Annotated in this window: 15 protein-coding genes; 7 read left to right on the forward strand and 8 right to left on the reverse strand. The window is 32.8% G+C overall.

All coding sequences use genetic code 11. The features are described 5' to 3' along the window. Positions 1 to 276: 276 nt before the first annotated feature. The 5 genes from PKK00_08560 to PKK00_08580 all read right to left on the reverse strand — a co-directional run bounded on the left by PKK00_08560 (position 277) and on the right by PKK00_08580 (position 11619). Complete coding sequence (locus PKK00_08560; protein HNW98444.1) at positions 277 to 3192, reverse strand: insulinase family protein; 2916 nt, start codon at positions 3190 to 3192, stop codon at positions 277 to 279. A 239-nt stretch (positions 3193 to 3431) separates the two neighbouring features. Continuing rightward, positions 3432 to 6344: an insulinase family protein gene (locus tag PKK00_08565; protein HNW98445.1), complete on the reverse strand. Its 2913-nt coding sequence runs from the start codon at positions 6342 to 6344 to the stop codon at positions 3432 to 3434. A 132-nt stretch (positions 6345 to 6476) separates the two neighbouring features. Further along, entirely contained in the window at positions 6477 to 9299 is a 2823-nt protein-coding gene (locus PKK00_08570; protein HNW98446.1) for an insulinase family protein, read from the reverse strand. A gap of 72 nt (positions 9300 to 9371) precedes the next feature. Then, positions 9372 to 9791 carry a four helix bundle protein gene (locus PKK00_08575; GenBank protein HNW98447.1) on the reverse strand — a complete coding sequence of 140 codons (420 nt, stop codon included), beginning with the start codon at positions 9789 to 9791 and terminating at the stop codon, positions 9372 to 9374. A 76-nt stretch (positions 9792 to 9867) separates the two neighbouring features. Further along, the gene (locus PKK00_08580; GenBank protein HNW98448.1) at positions 9868 to 11619 is read right to left on the reverse strand and encodes a DNA polymerase III subunit gamma/tau; all 1752 of its coding nucleotides are present in this window, start codon (positions 11617 to 11619) and stop codon (positions 9868 to 9870) included. Positions 11620 to 11729: 110 nt separating this feature from the next. Here PKK00_08580 and PKK00_08585 point away from each other — a divergent pair, with 110 nt between their 5' ends. From PKK00_08585 to PKK00_08615, 7 genes are all read left to right on the forward strand, one after another. Then, entirely contained in the window at positions 11730 to 12032 is a 303-nt protein-coding gene (locus tag PKK00_08585; protein ID HNW98449.1) for a Dabb family protein, read from the forward strand. 183 nt (positions 12033 to 12215) lie between these two features. Next, positions 12216 to 13142 (forward strand): hypothetical protein, encoded by a 927-nt coding sequence (locus PKK00_08590; GenBank protein ID HNW98450.1) that lies wholly within the window; start codon positions 12216 to 12218, stop codon positions 13140 to 13142. A gap of 14 nt (positions 13143 to 13156) precedes the next feature. Then, entirely contained in the window at positions 13157 to 14014 is an 858-nt protein-coding gene (locus tag PKK00_08595) for a DUF6089 family protein (protein ID HNW98451.1), read from the forward strand. Positions 14015 to 14093: 79 nt separating this feature from the next. Continuing rightward, a complete protein-coding gene (locus PKK00_08600) occupies positions 14094 to 14840 on the forward strand; it encodes an isoprenyl transferase (GenBank protein ID HNW98452.1) in 747 nt (248 codons plus the stop codon). A 2-nt stretch (positions 14841 to 14842) separates the two neighbouring features. Then, complete coding sequence (gene bamA, locus PKK00_08605) at positions 14843 to 17353, forward strand: outer membrane protein assembly factor BamA (protein HNW98453.1); 2511 nt, start codon at positions 14843 to 14845, stop codon at positions 17351 to 17353. A 50-nt stretch (positions 17354 to 17403) separates the two neighbouring features. Then, positions 17404 to 17949 carry an OmpH family outer membrane protein gene (locus PKK00_08610; GenBank protein HNW98454.1) on the forward strand — a complete coding sequence of 182 codons (546 nt, stop codon included), beginning with the start codon at positions 17404 to 17406 and terminating at the stop codon, positions 17947 to 17949. Between the two features lie 127 nt (positions 17950 to 18076). Then, complete coding sequence (locus PKK00_08615; protein ID HNW98455.1) at positions 18077 to 18592, forward strand: OmpH family outer membrane protein; 516 nt, start codon at positions 18077 to 18079, stop codon at positions 18590 to 18592. 31 nt (positions 18593 to 18623) lie between these two features. On the opposite strand, the gene PKK00_08620 is transcribed toward PKK00_08615, so the two are convergent. The 3 genes from PKK00_08620 to PKK00_08630 all read right to left on the reverse strand — a co-directional run bounded on the left by PKK00_08620 (position 18624) and on the right by PKK00_08630 (position 21995). Then, positions 18624 to 19148, reverse strand: coding sequence for a gamma carbonic anhydrase family protein (locus PKK00_08620; GenBank protein HNW98456.1), 525 nt, complete (start codon positions 19146 to 19148; stop codon positions 18624 to 18626). Position 19149: 1 nt separating this feature from the next. After that, positions 19150 to 20721 carry an L-aspartate oxidase gene (gene nadB / locus PKK00_08625; GenBank protein HNW98457.1) on the reverse strand — a complete coding sequence of 524 codons (1572 nt, stop codon included), beginning with the start codon at positions 20719 to 20721 and terminating at the stop codon, positions 19150 to 19152. A gap of 158 nt (positions 20722 to 20879) precedes the next feature. After that, a complete protein-coding gene (locus tag PKK00_08630; protein ID HNW98458.1) occupies positions 20880 to 21995 on the reverse strand; it encodes a hypothetical protein in 1116 nt (371 codons plus the stop codon). Between the last annotated feature and the right edge of the window lie 138 nt (positions 21996 to 22133).

The raw sequence follows: 22133 nt of genomic DNA on the forward strand, positions 1-22133 counted from the left end.
ACAGGACAAACAATAGCAATCAAAATATTAGAGAAATATATTATTTATCAAAAGTATTTAAATCTACTTTTTATTTTCCCGAACTCTGGATAAAAATTTTTCAATAACCTTTATCACAAAAAACTTAAAACTCTTTACCGGACTAGCAGCCAAGCCCATCAACTATTTACATAAATTTCTTATTGAAGTAATGTGGTAAAAAATAAAAACGATTTCATAATAAATTAAAAAAGGGACTCGTTTCCGAATCCCTTTAAAATTTTCTATGCTTCAATATTAATAGCCAAAAATATCTTCTAATTTGAGGTATTCAATTTTACCATATTTTTCAAGGGTTTTAACATCTAAACTATCTTTCTTTCCTATAACAAGAATTGTATATTTTTTATCTTTTAAATATTTCTGCTGGAATGCAAGTAAATCGGCAAATTTCATTTCAGGAACTTTTGCAAAAACATCTTTTCTTATATCATAAGTTATACCCATACGTTTTGCATTGTCGTAATTGAAAAGCACATTCGCTTTGGTAATGCGTTCGGTGCGGATTTTATTTATTATTGCATCTTTTGCGGCATTAAAACTTTTTTCCGATTCGGGCATATTGTTAATTACATCAAACATGGCTTTCATGGCTTCGGGCAATTTGTCGTTTTGTGTACCGATGAAAGTATAGATATAATGATTCCTGTCGATTCTTGCCGGATTTGTATATACTGCGTATGAGCTATATGCAAGTGCTTTCGATTCGCGAATTTCCTGGAATACCACTGAGTTCATTCCGGCTCCGAAATATTCATTAAACACGCGGATTGCAGGAATATTTGCTTTATCAAATTTTTCCGATTTTGATAGCATGATTATTTCTACCTGCTTCATATCATAATCAACAACGTATACTTTATTTTCGGTATTTGCTAATTGTTCATATTTTGTTTCTGTTGGAACTGGCAAAAGTTTTGCCGGAGTTTTATGATATTTTTCAAGATAAAATGCAACTGAATCGGAAGGCATAGAACCATAATACAGAACATGATGTTCATACGAATTCAGCTTGTGAATAATATCGGTAAGCTCTGATGCTTTTAAGGCTTTCAGTTCGGTTTCCGATAAAATATTCGTGTATGGATTTTTTGCGCCATAAGTTCCATAGTTATACATTGCACTCCAAAGAATTTCATCTTTTGAAAGTTTGTTATCGGCACGTTGTTTTAAAATATCGGCAGCCATGTTATCCCATGTTTCCTGGTCGGGCTGTGCATCGGCAAGAAGTTTCTCAAACAACTGCAAACCTTTCACGAAATTTTCGGTAAGACCGGTTAGACTTACGTAAACCTTATCTTCAGAAGAAAATACATTAAACGAACATCCTGTTTTATATAATTCTTCCTGAACTTGAGCAGGTGTAAGGTCTTTTGTTCCTAAGTATGAAAGATAATCAACAGCTAGTCCGAGTTTTTTATCATGATTGTTTCCCATTTCGAAAACATAATAAATATCGAAAGTTTTATTTTCGGTATTGGCATTATATAAAATCTGTACCTGTCCGTTTTTAATTTGAGTTTTCTTTATATCATCATAATTCAGGAAAACAGGTTCAACTAATTTGGGTTCGCGTGCTAAAATATTTTTTACAAAATCGGATTGCACATCGCGGTTTATAGTAACTGGAGTAAGTTCGGGCTTGATCACTTTTTTTACATCCTTTTGTTCGCCTGTTCTTTTATAAACTACAACATAATTATTTTTATAATTTTTATTTGCGAAATCAATAATATCCTGTTTTGTAATTTTTGATAAACGGTCCATACGATTTACTTCATCTTTCCATGGAATATCTGATGTAAAAGACCCTACCATTGCAAAAGCGCGCGACATATTACTTCCTTCCGATTTAATTTCAGCTAATTTCATATCATTAATAATTGCAGGTAATAACCAATCGGGAAATTCGCCTTTTTTCACAAGTTCAATTTGTGATAATAATAAATCTTTTACCTCTTCTAACTTCTGTCCTTCTTTGGGATTGCCCCAGAAAACATGCATACTGTAATCTTTCATTACATCAGCATAAGTTCCGGAAGACAGAACTTTTTGTTCCTGGTTTAAGTTTAAATCGATAAGTCCGGCTACGCTATTCGAAAGTATCATATCGGTAAGTGCAAGCAAATCGGCATCTTTAGTTGCAGCGCCACCAAAGCGGAAAGCAACCATCATCGATTCTGCATTTGGGCCAATAGCTTCTTTTACAATAGGCGCTTTGATTTCATCCTCAACTGGAGGAATGAAAGGTTTTACTTCTTTTTTGGGAAGTTTGCCAAAGGTTGCATCAATAAGCTTTATGGTTTCATCGGGATCGAAATCACCGCTGATACAAATAGCCATGTTGTTAGGAACATATTTTTCATTATAATATTCACGCAATGATTTCAGTGAAGGATTTTTCAGATGTTCTACAGTACCTATTGTTGTTTGCGTTCCGTAAGTATGCTTTTGAAAAATTCCTGAAGTTAGCGAATCCCAGGCTTTTTCATCATCATTATCAAGGCTCATATTTTTTTCTTCATACACAGTTTCCAGTTCGGTATGGAATAAACGAAAAACCGGATGTCTGAATCGTTCTGTTTCTATCGAAAGCCATGTTTCAAGCTGATTTGAAGGGATGTCGTTAATATACACTGTTTGTTCAACTGAGGTATAAGCATTGGTACCTTTGGCTCCAATAGCAGCCAGCATTTTGTCATATTCGTTTGCTATAGCAAATTTTGCTGCAATACCGGAAATACTATCGATTTTATGATATGTTTTTTTACGAAGAACGGTATCGGCAATTTTTTTATACACTTCAAAAAGGCTGTCAATCTTATCGAGCTGAACTTTTTCGGAAGCGTAATCCTGTGTTCCGAACTTATCTGTTCCTTTGAACATCATATGTTCAAGGTAATGCGATAACCCGGTATTATCATGAGGATCATTTTTACTTCCGGTTTTTACAGCTATAGCTGTTTGAATACGAGGAGCATCTTTGTATACCGACATATACACTTTCAATCCATTGTCAAGTGTATATATTCGTGCTTTCATCGGATCGTTGGGAACCGATTCGTAAGTGTAGGTCTTCTGGCTTCTTGCAGGCAGAACGAATACCAGTATCAACATTGTGATAACTGACAGATAAAATAATTTTGTTTTCATTTTTTTGTATTTGAGGCATTAAAAGTAGAAATTTTTTAATTTCAAAAAATATTATACCGACAGAAAAGGTTTGCAAAAATATTTTTTGTTTTCTGTACGGTATAACTCGTTCTAAACAGTTTTGCCTTTGCAAACCTGATAAGAACGAGTATAAAATTAGAAAAAGCTGAAAAATTCAGCCTTTTCAATGATATTAAAATTTAAAATATTGGATTGCTTATATACAAAGCCTTCCAGCATTAATAACCAAAAATATCTTCAAGTGTCAGAGAAGTTATATCTCCATATTTTCCAAGCAATGTAAAATCAATATTCTTTTTATCTCCTACCACTAATGTTGTATGAGGTTTATCTTTCAGATATTTTTCTTCAAATGCTTTAACATCGGCAAAAGTAAGGCTTGAAACTTTATTATAAACGTCTTTGCGAATATCATAAGTAAGACCTAATTTTCTTGCTTTTTCATAATTGTATAAGATATCTGATTTTGTAATTCTGTCGGTTTTCATTTGCTGAATTATCGTGCTTTTTGCCAGTTCAAATGATTTTTCAGATTCAGGCATTTTATTCATCAGGTCTAACATTCCGTTCATAGCTTCTCCAAGTTTATCGGCTTGTGTACCTATATATGACAAACTGAAATACGATTTATTTTTATCCTGTGGTATTTGATATAATGATCTTGCTGTATATGCCAAACCTCTTGCTTCACGAAGCTCCTGAAATACTATTGAATTCATGCTTCCGCCAAAATATTCATTAAATAAAGTAATCGTAGGCTGAAGTTCTTTATTAAATAAATCTCCTTTATTCAGCAAATAAATATCCGCTTGTTTCATAGTAAAATCAACATAATAAACCTGGTTCTTCGAAGTAGGTTGTTGAGCAAATATTTTTGTAGCAGGTATCGGAACAAATGCAGCCGGTACTTTGTGATACTTTTCCAATGATGCTAATAACGCTTCTTTGCCCTGGCTTCCATAGTATACCACCCGATGTTCATATGAGTTTACTCCTTTAATTACAGAAATCAATTCTTCAGGAGTAAGCGCTTTCAATTCTGTTTCGGAAAGAATATTTTTATAAGGACCATTGGCACCCCATTCGCCATAACTTCTGAGAGCGCCTACAATACTTTGTTTGCTTAATTTTGCATCTTTTCGTTTTTTAAGAATATCGCTTACTAAATTATCTAATGATGTTTTATCTGATTTTGGATCGGAAAGCATGCTTTCAAACAATTCCATAGCTTTTCCAATATTTTCAGTTAAACCGGAAAGTGTAAGATAAGTTTCTTCATCACCAACAGTAATTCTATAGGAACATGCAATTTTATAAAATTCCTGTTTTAATTCTTCTGCTGTGTATTTCGAAGTTCCCAGATATTCAAGGTATTTAAGGGCAATACTCCATTTTGCACTATTGTTTTTGCCCATATTAAATTTATAATCAAAATTAAATGTTCCATTTTCAATATTTTGTTTATAAACAACTTCAATATTGCTTTTTGTTTTCAGCGTAGTTATATCCTTTGTATAATCAAGGAAAACAGGTTCGATCTCATTGACTTTATTACTTTCAATTTTTTTATAAAATGCCGATTGATCCGTTCTGTTTATTTTAAGAGGTGTTATTTTGGGTTTAGCAACTTTTACAATGCTATTATCAACACCTGTGCGCTTGTTAACAATCACATAATTATTTTCTGTGAATTTTTCTTTCACAAAATTTATCACATCCTGTTTGGTGATTTTAGAAAGACGGTCTATTTTACCAACTTCATCTTTCCATGGAATATGAAGAACAAATGAATTTACAAATGCAGATGCTCTGGATCCGTTATCTTCATAGCTTTTCATCTGTTGCAGTTTCATATCATTGATTATGGCGGTCATCAGCCAATCAGGAAATTCGCCTTTTTTAATAAGGTCAATTTGCGAAAGCAGCAGGTCGCGTAACTCTTCCAGTGTTTGTCCTTCTTTAGGCTTACCAGATAATACTTCAGCAGTATAATCATTCATATCATAGTAACCCGAAGATGCACTTAATACTTTTTGTTTCTGAACAAGATTAAGGTCAATCAAGCCTGCTGTGCTGTTTGACAAAATCATATCTATCATCGTGAGCATATCGGCATCTTTTGATGAAGCACCATTAAAGCGAAAAGCAATAGTAATATTTTCTGCATCAGGACCAACAACTTCTTTAACAACAGGAGAAGTAATAGGATCTTCAGGTTTGTATGTAAATGCAGGAACTTCTTTTTTCTCAAATGAACCAAAATATTTATCAATCAATTTTATTGTTGCATCAGGATCAAAATCGCCGGAAAGACATATTGCCATATTACTTGCTACATAATATTTATTATAATAATTTTTAATTTTTGTTATTGACGGATTTTTCAGGTGTTCAGCAACTCCAATAGTTGGTACTTTGTAAGTATGATATTTAAAAAGCCCTTCCATCATTGCCTGCGATGCTTTACGCTGATCGCTTGCAAGAGTCATATTTTTTTCTTCATATACAGTTTCCAATTCCGTATGAAATAAACGAATCACATTATTTTTAAACCGGTCGGATTCTATTTCAAGCCAGTTCTGAACCTGGTTCGATGGAATATCATTTACATAAACAGTTTGATCAACCGAAGTATAAGCATTGGTTCCGGTAGCGCCTATTAATCCTACAAGTTTGTCGTACTCATTTGGAATAGCATACTGTGAAGCCAGCTGTGATAAGCTATCAATATCTTCGTAAATACTTAATCTTTTTAAAGAATCTGTAGTTACACGATAAACTTCAAACAAACTTTCGATCTGATTTAAATAGGGTTCTTCCTTTGCATAATCTGCTGTTCCGAAATTTTTTGTTCCTTTAAACATCAGGTGTTCGAAATAATGCGCAAGACCTGTTGCATCGGAAGGATCGTTTTTACTACCAGCTCTTACTGCAATGTAAGTTTGAATTCTTGGAGCATCTTTATATACGGTCATGTATACAGTAAGTCCGTTATCCAGTTTATAAATCCTTGCTTTTAACGGATCGTTTGGAACGGTGTCGTAAGTGTAGGTTTTCTGACTCTTTACAGGCAGAATAAATATCAGCATCATTAATGTTATCGCTGACAAATAACAAAATTTTGTTTTCATAATTTATATTTTTAATGCGTTAAAAGTATTTTAATTTTTTTAATTAAAAAAAAACTTCCGATAAAAATACCGGAAGTTTAAACGAACGATTAATAATGTTCAATGTATCTTGTTCAAAATGTCAATCGCATTTTATTTCTTTTCTTCTGGTTTCAATACAACTCTTACATAATTATCTTTCGGGAAATATTTTGAAAAACATTCCTGGATATCTTTTAAAGTGATTGCATTTACTTTATTTGTATAATCTGTAATTAATTCAGCATCATCTTTATTGAAATAATATGATTCAAGCCTGTCGAGCCAGAATTTATTTGTTTTTACATCCACTTCTCTTCCACGGATAAGTGTTTCTTTTGTTTTTGATAAATCTATTTCCTCTGGTCCTTTATCGCGAATAGATTTCATTATTTTAAATACGGCTTTAGTTAATTTATCCGCGCTGGAAGGAGAACATCCGAACATAATCATCAGGCTGTATTCCGATTCAGGATATTGATCAGCTGAAAGCTGTATCTGTGGAGAATATACACCACTCATTTTTTCACGAATCACTTCAATAAGTTTAATGCTCATAATCTCTTTTATCATTGCAAGGCAGATACGGTTTTTATCGTTCCAGTCGAATTTTTCATTCTGCATAATTCCAACCATACTTTTCTGTTCTGTACCTTTATTTATAACAAAATCGGTTACTCCTACAGGGAATTTCGGATTTTTATTTTGCCATACTTCTTCTTTGCCTGTTCCGGGAAGTCCGCCAAGATATTTTTCGAGCATAGGTGTAATGGAATCAACATCAATATTTCCTACGATAAAAAATTTCATATTGTTAGCATTGGCAAACCGTTCAGAATAAATTTTATATGCAAGGTCGAGGTCAACCTGGTTTAATTGTTTTTCTTTTGGAATAACAATTACCCGGGGACTATTGCTGGTAGCTGCTTTGAATAATGTATCATAAAATGCATAAATAGGATTTGAACCTAAAAATTTTAACTGTGTTTTCATTTTCGACATAAATGCATTGTATTCAGCAGTGTCCTTTCGTGGTGCTTTGCAATATAAATAGGTAAGTTGTAATAACGTTTCAAAATCTTTAGGCCCACATTTACCAGACAATCCCTGTTTAATATCATCTATATACGGACTAAGACTTATATCTTTTCCTTTTAATTTTTTCTCTAATTCCGTATTGCTGAAATTGCCAATACCACACTGGTCAATTATGCTGCTTGCAAAATAAGCAGAAGCATAATCGTTATCGGAATATAATGATGTTCCGCCCGTACTGTATGCTTTTACCAGAATTTCATCATTTTTAAAATCGGTCTTTTTTATGATTGCAGTAACTCCATTACCAAAAGTAAGTTCAGTATATCCTAATTCTTTATTTTCTTTTTTGGAAGTTACATTTGTTCCTTTCAGTTCATCTTTTACCAAAGGTTCTGCTTTGAATTTATCAACATATGCAGTAACTACAGCTTTTTTAGATTCCGCAATTACATTAAGTAATTGTTTTTCGGTAGGAACTGTAATGCCTTCTTTTTCGGGAGCAGTGGCAACAATAATCATGTTGTTATCAGTAATCCATTTTGAAGCTAATGCATTTACATCTTCTAATTTTATTTCAGGCAGAAGTTTTTTCACTAGTTTAAATTCAGCCTGTGCACCGGGGATCGGGTCTTTGCTTAAAAAATTACTAACGTATTCTCCAACTAATCTTCCCGATTCAGTTTTATCAAATTCTTTAGCTGCTTTTTCATAATCGCTGAGTAGCTGGTCTTTTATACGTTCCATCTCGGTTTCTGTAAACCCGAATTGTTTCACACGCTGATTTTCTATCAATAATGTTTGTAATGATTTTTCAATTTGATTTTCTTTTGATACTGCAAATAATTCGTATGCATCTTTTGTACGTGCAAGAAAACTGCCGTAATCAGTCTGAGCCATAATAAAAGGTGCGTCAGCCTTTAAAGTAATTTCATTCAAGCGAGCATTCAGCATTTCGGTATATAACGTTGCTGTTAGATATTGTTTATAATCACCAACAGTAACATTTTCTTTTGAATCATGTTTATAAAATAACATCACTGCAGAACTTGTGGCTTCTTTATCGGTAACAATGCTTATGAGCGGTTCCTTATTATCGGGAATATCGAAAATTGTACGCTGACGTGGATTTACAGGTTTAGGAATACTTCCGAAATGTTGCTTTATCATGGCTTCCATTTCTTTAACATCAATATCACCAACAACAGCTACTGCCTGCAAATCGGGACGATACCAGTCGCTGTAAAATTTACGGATGGTATCGTGAGCAAAATTTTTAATCACATTAATATCACCAATAGGAAGACGTTCTGCATAACGTGAATCTTTAAAAATTACAGGGAAATATTTTTTACGCATACGGTCATCTGCGCCTAATCCTAATCTCCATTCTTCAGTAATAACGCCTCTTTCCTTATCAATTTCTTTCCCATCGAATGTAACCTGATGTGCCCAGTCCTCAATAACCTGCATTCCTTTTTCAATTAATTCTTTATTGTCTGTCGGGACTTGTAACATATACACCGTTTCATCAAAACTTGTGTAAGCATTGATATCAGCGCCAAACTTTACACCTGTTTTCTGTAAAAAATCCACCAATTCATTATGTGGAAAATTTTTTGTTCCATTAAAACACATATGTTCGGTAAAGTGAGCAAGCCCTTTCTGGCTTTCATTTTCCATAATTGAACCCGCATTTACAGCCAAACGAAGTTCAACACGTTTCTCGGGCTTAGCATTCTTCCGGATATAATATGTAATCCCGTTATCAAGCTTACCTATTACAACATTAGGGTCAACCTTAAGCGAATCGTTTAGATTAACGTTTCCTTTTTGTCCGTATGAAAAACAGAAAAGGAACGAAAAAATTGCTGTACAAAGCAGTAAATTTAATTTTCTCATGTTTTATTATTTTAAAAATATTTATTAATTGAAAGATTGTAAAGATTAAAAGATTGAAAAATTTGTTTTATGTTATTTCATAAAAAAGAAAAAACTCGCAATATTTTTTATAAGTTTATCTCTTTCATATTTTCTTAAATATTTAATAAAATTAGCTATTTGCTGCGATAGCGCTATTAATTTATCATGCATCTCAAAATAAAATTCTTCTTGAATATAATCCGATTTAAATAAAATATGTAATTGACTTCTCAACTCTCCTGCTGAACCTTTTGAATATTTTAAATATCTCACGAATTCTTTATTATTGTTGTATTCAAACCCTTCTGCAATATTATTTGATATAGAAGTTGCTGAACGACGGATCTGGTCTCTTGACCCAAAATCCTTCGCTAATTTCCCATCCTCAGTAATTTTATATATTTCAATTGCAATTTCAACAGCCCGTTTCCATATTTCAATATCTTCAAATTGATTAATTTTTTCGCCCATAATTTTAACTATTTAAACAAAAATATTATTTAGCATCCAAAGTCATCAATCTTTTTAATTATTCTAATTTTTTCAATTAAAAATCTATCTCCAAATCAAATTCATTTTTTAATTTTTTAATTGCCGGATTTTTTTCAGCCATTTTATTGAATTTATCTTGTGGTGTAAATGGTTTTATTTTTTCAGCGCTTTTATTAATCACCGTTTGTAATTGAATACTATAATTATTCAATTCTTTTCTAATGAAAGATAGAATATCCAATTTTCTGTCGCTGATTTCTTTTTCCTGAACTTTATTCTCAATAGTAAGTTCAATCAAATTTTCTTCTTTCAGCACAGGCATCCGTGATGTAAGTGTACTATAGTAATCCGGGTTTGTATTTTTATAATGTCCGGCAAATTTTAACCAGGCTTTTTCAAATTGTTCTGGAGTGTATTTTTCTTGTGGCTTTTCAAAATTATCGTTAACCTGGGATGAAGATTGTTTCGATAATTTACTTTCTTCTTCCTCGGCAAGGTTCTCCAATATTGAACTGGTTCCTGTTACAATTTTTTTAACAACTTGTTTAACCGGTGGAGTTTCATTTACAACATTTTCATTTTGCACTACAGGAGCTTCGGTTTTTTTTTCTTCAATAGGTTTTGCAATTTCTTTTTGCTGAACTACAGGAGTAGTGCTGGTTTTGACAATAGGCTTTATCGTTTCGGATTTTATATTTGCCGGATTACTTTGCTGAAGGATACAGCACATTTGCATCAATGCAAGTTCTAAAAGTAAACGTTTATTATTTGCTGTTTTATAATTTACATCGCACTTTGCAACAACATCAAGGGTTTTAAGCAGAAAGTCAATTGGACAACTTTGTGCCTGGCTTTTATATTTATCGCGAATATTATCGCCCACTTCAAGAAGTTTTAATGTTGAAGCGTCTTTGCAAACAAGAAGATTTCTGAAATGCTCGCCCAGCCCGCTGATGAAATGATGCCCATCAAAGCCATGTTCAATCACATCATTTAAAATCAAAAGTGTTGAAGGAATATTTCCCTGTAATAAATAATCGGTAACATGAAAAAAGTAATCGTAATCAAGAACATTTAGATTTTCAATAACTGTTTTGTAAGTAATTCCATTTCCTCCGGCAAAACTTACTATCTGGTCAAAAATAGAAAGTGCATCGCGCAATGCACCATCAGCTTTCTGGGCAATGATATGTAATGCGTCAGTTTCTGCTTCTACATTTTCACTTTGTGCAACATATGCTAAATGTTTTGCAATATCATCAATAGTTATGCGATTAAAATCAAAAATCTGGCAGCGTGAAAGTATCGTAGGAATTATTTTATGTTTCTCCGTTGTAGCCAGAATAAATTTTGCATATACCGGTGGTTCTTCAAGAGTTTTAAGAAAAGCATTAAAAGCAGAAGACGACAACATGTGAACCTCATCGATGATATATATCTTGTATTGCCCTATTTGCGGCGGTATTCGCACCTGATCAATAAGGTTCCTTATATCATCAACCGAATTATTCGAAGCAGCATCAAGTTCAAAAACATTGAATGAGTTTGATGTATTAAAAGAAAGACAAGGCTTACACTGGTTACAAGCTTCAACATTTGATGTCAAATTCTCGCAGTTAATAGTTTTTGCAAGTATCCGCGCACATGTAGTTTTGCCAACTCCACGTGGTCCGCAAAACAGAAACGACTGTGCAAGATGATTATTTCGGATCGCATTTTTTAACGTAGAAGTAATGGCATTCTGCCCCACAACCGTATCAAATGTTACAGGCCTATACTTCCTTGCCGATACAATAAAATTTTCCATTATGAATAATATGAGTTTTTGACAAATTTAAAATAATTTTCTTTCTGTAAAATTTCTAATTTTCTTAATAAAACATAAAATCGTATTTTTGAAATAAAATATAATTTATCATGGTAAAACATATTGTTTTTTGGACATTTCACGAAACAGCCGAAGGCAGAAGCAAAGAAGAAAATATTCAGCTTGCGATAAATGGACTTGAAGGTTTAAAAAATAAAATACCTTCAGTAAGAAAACTTGAAACAGGCATTAATATTACTCATAGAGATGGAGCTTTTGATCTTGCGTTGTATTGCGAATTTGAAAATATTTCAGGATTAAAAGAATACCAGGAACATCCTGAACATATTAAGATAATTCAATTACTGAAAAATATTCGCAATAAACGTGTTTATATTGATTATGAAATTTAATTTTTTCAGTAAAATCGATTATATAAATAATTTATTGGAAATTACTTCGTTACTTGTATTAAGACTTTTTAACAGAAGCGATTAATTAATTTTGCATTTTCTTTAAAAAAAGAATATTTTTGCAAAATATATAAACACTCATTTTTTATTGATATTATCTTACTTGGCTTCAACTTTTTCCAAATGAAAAAGATAATTATTCTTACTTTGTTAATAATATTAGGCTTACAGGATTTCTGTGAAGCCCAGACTACTTTATGGCGAAGAAGAAGAAGAGAATTTATTTTTGGAGCAGGTGCAAACAATTTTCTTGGTGATTTAGGTGGTGCAAACCAGGTAGGTACAAATGGGTTACGCGATTTTGATTTCCCCGCTATACGCCCTGATTTCTATGTAGGTTACCGTTATCGTACTACAAAAGAAACTGCAATCAAATTTAACCTGGCTTATGCTTTCTTATATGGAAATGATAAATTAACAAAAGAACCGTTTCGTCAGAATAGGAATTGTAATTTTCGTTCACCGGTTATTGAACTTTCTTCACAATACGAATACGTTGTTGGCAGGGAACGTCCCGGGCACATTTACAATTTGAAAGGTATCAGAGGATGGAGGTATATCCAGGTACAAACCTACTTCTTCGCCGGAATAGGTCTGATGTATTTTAATCCCAAAGGAGAAAAAGATGGTAGTTGGTATGCTTTAAAACCCTTATGTACAGAAGGAGAAGGATTTTTACCAACACGAAGAAAATATTCGTCAATTCAATGTATAATTCCTTTTGGTATGGGATTCAAATATGCATTAAGCACAGATTGGTCGGTTGGTATCGAATATGGAATTCGAAAAACTTTTACTGATTATATTGATGATGTAAGCAAAACATATGTGAACCCACATTTTCTTCAACAGGAAAAAGGTGATTTAGCAGCATACTTTTCAAACCCAACAAATTATTCTTTACCACCCGAATGCGGAAATCCTTATAATGTAACCTATCCCGGGCAACAACGAGGAGATGTACGCGATAAAGATTCTTATATGTTTGGAATAATTACGTTCTATTACAAAATACCTAAGGGTAGATTTACGTTACCTAAATTTAAATAAGGTACTTTTCCTAAATGAAAAAAATAATTATAATACTGTTTTGTACTTACTCTTTTGCTTTGAATGTTTCTGCTCAACGTAATGAAATTGGCATTCTGCTGGGAACAACATACTATCTTGGCGATTTGAATCCATATAAACATTTTCTTCTGTCAAAACCAGCAGGAGGCATTATTTACAGGTATATTTTCAATCCGCGGTGGGCTTTAAAAATTGATGGACTGTACGGAAATGTTGAAGGTGATGATGCTGTTGCAAAATTTAATGAACAACGTAATCTTAGTTTTAAATCTCATATTTTTGAAATATCTCCTCAACTGGAGTTGAATTTTCTGCCTTATATTACCGGTAATAAAGAAAAAAATTATTTCACACCATACATCTTTGGAGGCATTGCAATTTTCAGTTTTAACCCTAAAGCAGAATATAACGGTACTTGGTATGACTTAAAACCGCTTGGAACCGAAGGACAAGGAACTTCACAATATTCTTCTGTACGAAAACCATATTCACTAACCAATATATCGTTTCCTTTTGGACTGGGATTTAAATATAGTATCGGGAAAAAAGTTTCAGTTGGTTTAGAATGGGGTTTACGAAAAACTATTACTGATTACATTGATGATGTAAGCACCACATATGCTGACCCAGCAATACTTTCTGCCGAAAATGGTGTCGTTGCAGCAGCTCTGGCCGACAAAACAGGTGATAGCGATAATACCGGATTACAGCGAGGAAATTCCGTTACCAAAGATTGGTATTCTTTCGTCGGAGGATTTATTACTTTTAAATTTAAAACTGGCGGTGATATTCCATGTCCCGGCGTTAGCAGCAAACATCATAAGTTTAGAGATTTTTTAAGAAAAGATTGAATATAGTTTAAATATTGGTTATTCATTATGACCTCATCCATTTTTAACAATGAGGTCTTTTTTATAAATATTTTTTTTAATGAGTTTAAAAGAAAAAATTGACACAAATAAATTGCCTCTGCATATTGCTATCATTATGGATGGCAACGGACGCTGGGCAAAACAAAAGGGAAAAACAAGAATATTTGGGCATTATAATGCCATCAAATCCGTCAGGGAATCTACAGAAGCAGCTGCAGAACTAGGAGTAAAATATTTAACACTTTACGCATTCTCTACTGAAAACTGGAAAAGACCTCAAAAAGAAGTAGATGCTTTGATGAATTTATTGGTTAAAACAATTTATAAAGAAACCAAAACACTAAAAAAGAATAATATTCGTTTGCTAACAATTGGCGACACCGATGGGCTTCCAGCAGATTGCAGAAAAGAACTAAAAGAAGCCATTGATTTAACTGCAGGAAACACAAGAATGTCGCTGATTTTGGCATTGAACTATAGCTCAAAATGGGAAATTGTTAATGCAACTAAACGAATTGCTCAAGAAGTACAAAAAGGGAAAATAAATATTAATGAAATTGACCAGAAAATGTTCAGTAATTATTTAACTACGATTGGAATTCCTGATCCTGAACTGTTAATAAGAACAAGCGGAGAATACCGCATTAGCAATTTCCTGCTCTGGCAAATTGCATATACGGAATTCTATTTCACCCAGAAATTATGGCCCGATTTCAGAAAAGAAGACCTTTATAAAGCAATAGTTGATTTCCAGAATCGAGAAAGAAGGTTTGGTATGACAAGCGAACAAATTAAAAAGAAATGATGATGAAAAAAATTTTTACTGGAATAATAATCTTACTGTTTAACTCATATTCTGTTTTTTCCCAGGTTATTCTATCTGACGATAACACAAAAATTGATTATTCAAATCCAAAAGATTACGAAATTGGCGGTATTACAGTTTCCGGTGTTGAAAACTATGATAATAATGTTTTAATTACTTTATCTGGATTAACTGTTGGAGATAAAATTAAAGTCCCCGGTGATAAAATCACCAAAGCTATTGATAACCTATGGAAACAAGGACTTTTTGAAGATATTAAAATCTCTGCCTCTAAAATTGTTGGTACTACAATCTTTCTTGATATTTATATTTCTGAAAGACCCAAGTTATCAAGATTTTCATTTAATGGTGTAAAAAAATCGGAAGCCGATAAACTCCGTGATGAAATAAAAATCCAGCGAGGTGATGCGGTTACAGAAAACCTTATCATGACCACAAAAAATAAAATATTAAATTATTTTACTGATAAAGGTTTCTTATTTTCAACTGTTAATATTGTTCAGAAAAAAGATACCGCAACTTCAACCGGTGTTGTACTTTATATCAATGTAGATAAAAAAAGTAAAGTCAAAATCAACCAGGTTAATATAAGCGGAATAACAGATGTAAAATCCGGTAAACTTAAACACGCAATGAAGAAAACCAAGGAAAAACACTTTTATAAAATTTTTTCAACTTCACGTTTTACTGAATCCGAATATAAAGATGATAAAGTCAACCTCATTGAAAAGTTAAATGAATATGGGTACAGGGATGCCAAAATCATAAAAGATACCGTGTATAAATTTGATGATAAAACAATCAATGTTGATATTAATGTGAATCAAGGACACAAATATTATTTTCGAAATGTAACATGGATTGGAAATACTATCTATTCTTCTGATATCCTGAATGCAATCCTTAAAGTAAAAAAAGGAGACGTATTCAATCAGAAAGCTCTTGATGCAAATCTATACATGAACACCGACAGCAAAGATATTAGTTCACTTTATCTTGACGATGGTTATTTATTTTTTTCAGTTACACCTGTTGAAGTAAAAGTCGAAAATGACTCTATTGATCTTGAAATAAGGATATATGAAGGAAAACAAGCTGTAATAAGCAAAGTAACAGTAACAGGCAATACAAAAACAAATGATAATGTTGTCCTTCGTGAAGTTCGCTCAAAACCCGGACAGTTATTCAGCCGTGCAGATATTATACGAACCCAACGTGAGCTGGCACAATTAAAATATTTTAATGAAGAAAAATTAGCCGTCAACCCTACCCCCCATGCAGCTGATGGTACCGTTGATATTGAATATGTAGTTGAAGAAACTTCCTCTGACCAGGTTGAACTTTCAGGAGGATGGGGAGCTGGGCGTATTGTCGGTACTCTTGGATTATCATTTAATAATTTTTCTGCTCGTAATTTCTTTAAAAAAGATGCCTGGAGACCTTTGCCATCAGGCAATGGACAAAAGTTAAGTATAAGAGCCCAATCCAATGGAATATATTACCAATCATACAATGCATCATTTACTGAACCCTGGCTGGGAGGTAAAAAACCTAATGCATTAAGCGTTTCAGCATATCATTCTGTTCAATCAAATGGAGTGGCAAAAAGTGAAACGAATCGTCAATCTATTATAATTGATGGTATTTCTGTTCAACTTGGAAAACAACTTAAATGGCCTGACGATTATTTTAATCGCTACCATGGACTCAATTTCCAGGTATATAATGTTACAAATTATACTTCTTTTGCATTCACTAACGGAAAATCTAATAACTTTTATTACAGCTGGATGTTAAACAGGAATTCTATCGATTATGCAATATATCCACGTTCAGGTTCTGAATTCTCATTAACAATACAGGCTACACCACCATATTCTGTTTTAGAAAAATTATTCGGAAATGAAAGAAACTATGATTCATTAACTGCTCAACAAAAATATAAATGGCTCGAATACCATAAATGGAAATTTGGAGCATCGGTATATACAAAATTGGCAGGAGATTTGGTATTAAGCTCGCGAACGAAGTTTGGATTTTTAGGTTATTACAAAAAAGAAGTTGGACCTCCGCCTTTCGAACGTTTTTATCTTGGAGGTGATGGATTATCAGGCTTCGCTCTCGATGGCAGAGAAATAATAGGTATGAGAGGATATTCAAACAATTCTTTAACACAAACTAATTCCGATGGCGATTATATCGGGGGTATCATTTTTAATAAATATACACTTGAGTTAAGATATCCTGTATCATTGAATCCTATGGCAACTATATATGCTATTGGATTTTTAGAAGCAGGAAATACATGGGGTAATTTTAAGACATTCAATCCATTTGATGTTAAACGTTCTGCCGGTGTTGGTGTACGTATTTATTTACCGATGTTTGGATTACTTGGACTCGACTGGGGCTATGGCTTCGACGAAATTCCTGGCGATTCAGGAGCAAATAAATCACAATTCCATTTTTCAATAAACCAATCCATTGATTAATCAAATAAATTTTAAGCAAAATAAATATTAAATTAACGGAGGAATAAACCATGAAAAGTTCAGTATTAGTAATAGCGTTCGCTCTTTTCTGTTCAGTAGCTTTCTCGCAGCAAAAATATGCTTATGTTGACAGCGATTATATTCTGGAGAATATACCTGAGTATGCAGCAGCACAAGACAAACTTGATGAACTCTCTATAGAATGGCAGGCAGAAATTGAAGCTAAATTTAAAACAATTGACAGTTTATACAAAAAATTTGAAACGGAATCTGTTCTTTTGCCGGAAGATCTAAAAACCAAAAGAGAAAATGATATTATCACCAAAGAAAAAGAAGCTAAAGCATTACAGAAAAAACGCTTTGGAACTGATGGCGACTTATATAAAAAACGTCAGGAATTGGTAAAACCTATACAGGATAAAGTTTATAATGCTATTGAAGAATTGGCAACAGAAGGTTCTTATGGAATTATATTCGATAAATCGGGTTCTCTGACAATGTTATACACAAATCCTAAACTTGATAAAAGCGATGAAGTACTTGAAAAACTTGGATACAAACCAGGAACAGTAAAAGATGATAAAACGAAAGAATAATTATCATTACCGGGTATTTTCAAAAAAAAATATAAATTCATCACTTATTAAATGGATTTTTAATTAATTATTATAATTTTGCCCGGAATTCATTTTAATACAATTTACATTAACCTAATTAAGTAATATGAAAAATTTAGTAAAAACTACTGTTGTTATCCTGATGGTTTTCTGTGCCGTTAACGTATTTGCTCAAGCTAAAGTTAAACTTGGTCACATTAATTCCGATTCATTATTAAAGCTGATGCCGGGAAGAGATTCTGCTATTGCTAAAATACAGGCAGAAGCTGCTGTGTATCAAAAATTACTTGCTACTATGAATTCAGAATACGAAACTAAAGCATCTGAATACCAAACAAATTATACTACTTTATCTGAATTAATAAAACAAACAAAACTTGCAGAATTACAGGATTTACAAACTCGTATCGAAAAATTCCAGACTGATGCTTCCGATTCATTGCAGAAAAAACAGACATCACTGCTTCAACCTATTATTGATAAAGCTAAAAAAGCTATAGAAGAAGTGGCTAAAGAAAATGGGTTTACTTATGTTTTCGACAGTGCTCTCGGAGTTATTCTTTACTCTACAGAAACAGATGATATCATGCCTTTAGTAAAAAAGAAATTAGGAATAAAATAAATAATAAAAAAACCCGCAAATGCGGGTTTTTTTATTCCTCTTTTTCTTTATACCATCCAGAATACATAATATAGCTGTTGGCTATTCTGTTTATTTGCCCCTCGAGTAATTCTTTATCAATTGTTTTCACTTTTTTAGCAGGCACTCCAGCATAAACACTTCCCGATTCAACAACTGTATCTTCAAGAACTAATGCTCCCGCTGCAATTACTGAATTGCTTTCTATTACCGCATGATCCATTATAATGGCACCCATTCCTATCAAAACATTATCATGAATAGTACATCCATGAACTACAGCATTATGAGCAATAGATACATTATTACCAATATTTACCGGAGCTTTTTGATAAGTACAATGTATGATAGCACCATCCTGTACATTCACTTTGTTCCCCATTTTAATATAATGAACATCACCGCGAACAACAGCGTTGAACCAAATGCTGCAATTATCGCCCATAATTACATCACCTATTACTACTGCTGTATCAGCTAAAAAACAATTATCGCCAAAATTTGGGGTAACCCCTTTTAATGTTTTTATTATAGCCATATCACTTTTTTTTAACTGATGGATAATCCAATGAATAATGAAGTCCCAGACTTTGTTTCCTTCGCATTGCAGATTTTATAATCTGGTATGCAATATCAATGAGGTTTCGTAATTCGCATATTTTTCGGGTAACTATTGATTTTTCATATAAATCTTCTGTTTCTCTATAAATAATCTGTAGCCTATCTAAAGCACGTTTGAGTCGTAAATTGGAACGAACTATACCAACATAATATGACATAATAAACTGTAATTCTTTAACTGCTTGCGTAATTAATACCATTTCTTCATTAAGAACTGTACCTTCAGCATCCCAACTAGGAATTTCTTCATTAATATTAACCGAATCTACTAATCCTATTGAATCCACAGCAGCCCTGTGAGAAAAGACCAATGCCTCAAGCAGAGAATTTGAAGCAAGTCTGTTAGCGCCATGTAAACCTGTACATGCACATTCTCCAACAGCATATAAATTATTTATTGAAGACCGCCCCAGTTCATTAGTTAGTATGCCACCACAAGAATAATGCGCCCCAGGGATAACAGGAATCATATCTTTTGAAAGATCAATTCCTATACTCAAACATTTTGCATAAATATTTGGAAAATGATTGATCACATCATTTTTATTCAAATGCCTGCAATCAAGATATACGTAGTCATCGCCAGAAATCTTCATTTCATTATCAATAGCTCTTGCAACAATATCCCTGGGTGCCAGTGATTTTCTTCTGTCATACTTTTCCATGAATTCATTGCCATCTGTTGTTTTAAGCACAGCACCAAAACCCCTTAATGCTTCAGTAATTAAAAAAGAAGGTCTCTCAGAAGGATTATATAACATAGTAGGATGAAACTGGATGAATTCCATATTTTCAATCTTTCCACGCGCCCGGTGAACCATAGCAACGCCATCACCTGTAGCAATAGGAGGATTAGAAGTAATTGAATATACATTACCTCCCCCACCTGTTGCCATTAAAGTAAATTTAGATAATATGCTATCAATTAAATTGGTTTTAGGATTTAGTACATATGCTCCAAAGCAAGTAACATTAGGGGTTTTTTTGGTAATTATTTGTCCCAAATGATGCTGTGTTATTAAGTCAACAGCAAAATAATTTTCATAAAATTCAATATTGGGATGATTCCTTGCCTGCTCTAATAAAGCTCTTATAATTTCTTTTCCTGTATTATCTTTATGATGAAGTACCCTATACTCGGAATGCCCTCCTTCTTTTGCCAAATCGTACCTTCCTGAAACAGTTTTATCAAAGTTTGTTCCCCACTTAACTAATTCATCTATTCTTTCTTTTGATTCTGTGATAGTGATACGAACAATATTTTCATTACATAACCCGGCACCAGCCTCAATAGTATCCTGAATGTGCTTTTCGTAAGTATCGGGATTATACATCACTGCTGCAATTCCTCCCTGTGCAAGACTTGTATTTGAAATCCGCGCTTCTTCCTTAGTAATAATAATTACTTTTCCATATTCAGCAACTTTAAGCGCATAACTAAGCCCTGCAATGCCAGAACCTATTACCAGAAAATCTGTTTTAATTTGCATTATAATGCTTTTATTTATGCAAATTTATTGAATTTATACCGATACGGAACAAGTAGCAAAAATATTATTTATACTTCGGCTGAATGAGTTTGCGTATTTCGACTACGGCTCAATATACTTGCAACCTCTAACACTCAGTATAACTGAATCTTTTTACGTTATATTTTTTTCACAAAGCACCTTCTTCTTTTATGCTGGATATGTTCGTAGTTTTTCCAGTTTGCAATAACATTCTGGTTGGTTTCAAAAACACCTGTTGTTTCAAGAGTATTGACTCCTGCTTTCATCATTTCGGTTTGTAATTCAGAAATTAATATTACAGCAATCCCGGCATTCTGAAAATCCTGCAAAACACCGGTAAGCAGCATATCAACCACTTCTGGTTTCTTCAATGCTTTCAAAATATGAAAAAATCCAAATGGAAATAATTTCCCTTTTGTTTTTTGCATTGCTACTGACAATGATGGTAATCCTACGAAAAACCCAATCGGGTTACTATCTTTTACAACTATCTTGACAAATTTTGGATTCAGTATATTAAAATATTTATCGGAATATAATTTTATCATTTTATTGTTAAGTGGCGAAACATAAGGCAAATACTGGAAAGCATCGTTTAAAATTTCAAACATTTTCTCGCTGTAAGGTAATAATTCACTCCTTTTTGTAAAATTAAGCACCTGTACTCCGGATCTTTTTTTTACAATTTCTGCACCGCGTTTTGCTTTATTCAAAGGCTCTTCAGTAATAGTCATGCGAAATTCAATCCAATCATTTTCTTTTTCAAAACCCAATTTTTCAAAATGGTCTTTGTAATAAGGCAAATGATAAACCGAAGCAATAGAAGGCAAATAATCGAAACCTTCTATTAATAATCCCTGAGTATCAAGATTAGTATAACCTAGTGGTCCGTGAACAAATTCCATTTGCTGTTCTTTAAACCATTCGATAGCTGTATTGATAAGCTTTTCGCTTACTTCATAATCATCAATAAATTCAATACGATTAATTCTTCCGAATTTTTGATTTACTTTTTCGTTATAATTTTTATTAATTATAGCACCAATCCTTCCAACACATTTGTTGTTTTTAAATGCAAGGAAAAAACGTGAATCGCAAAAATCATTTGCAGGGTTTTCAGGAAGCAATGATTTAATTTCTGCTGATTTTATTGGGGGAACCCAGAATTTATTATTCTTATATAAATCGAATTGGAAATTAACAAATTGTTTAATATCCGATTTGTTTTTGACTTCTTTAATTAATACGGTCATAAAAATCTCATTCTAAATTAAGTGTCAAATTTAATACAATTTTATTGTTGAATAACTTTTCTTTCATTATGAATTAAAATAATTTTGAGAATAAAAAAACCCGCAGATTTCTCAGCGGGTTTAAATATTTTTATAACT

The organism is Bacteroidales bacterium, assembly GCA_035353855.1.
Classification (GTDB): Bacteria; Bacteroidota; Bacteroidia; order Bacteroidales; family CG2-30-32-10; genus DAOQAK01.